Here is a 589-nt window from a genome sequence, read left to right as displayed (position 1 = left end):
AACGTACCCAGTGTTGCTAATGGCATGTTCGAGCCAGGAATTGGGTAGATTTCACCGTTTTTCCCGTATTTACCTTTACGAGCACCAAGCAGTAACACACCAGCGAGCGCCGCAGATGCACCTGCCATATGAACAATACCTGAACCCGCGAAGTCGCTAAAGCCAGCTTCAGATAAGAAGCCACCGCCCCATGTCCAGTAGCCTTCCATTGGGTAAATGAACGCGGTCAAAACAGCTGAGAACAGCAAGAATGACCAAAGCTTCATGCGCTCTGCAACGGCCCCCGAAACAACAGACATCGCTGTTGCAACAAATACCACTTGGAAGAAAAAGTCGGATTCAAGAGAATGGTCTGCGCCTTCACCCTGGGTACCAATCAACCCACCGAACGATGGTAACCAACCGCCTTCTCCGTTATCGACGTACATAATGTTGTAACCAATAACAAGGTAAGTGGTACACGCTATCGCGTACAAACAAAAGTTTTTGGTTAGAATCTCAGTTGTGTTCTTAGAACGCACTAGACCCGCTTCTAACATGGCAAAACCTGCTGCCATCCACATTACCAACGCACCGGAAATGAGGAAGA

1 pseudogene is annotated in these 589 nt (G+C 48.4%); it reads right to left on the bottom strand.

Going from position 1 to position 589, the window contains the following annotated elements:
• Positions 1–589 (bottom strand): annotated as a pseudogene (locus tag R8N49_RS28920) (ammonium transporter); the annotation flags it as partial.

The sequence above is a fragment of the Vibrio sp. 1978 genome (assembly GCF_033344345.1).
This window is presented reverse-complemented; position numbering and strand designations above follow the sequence as displayed.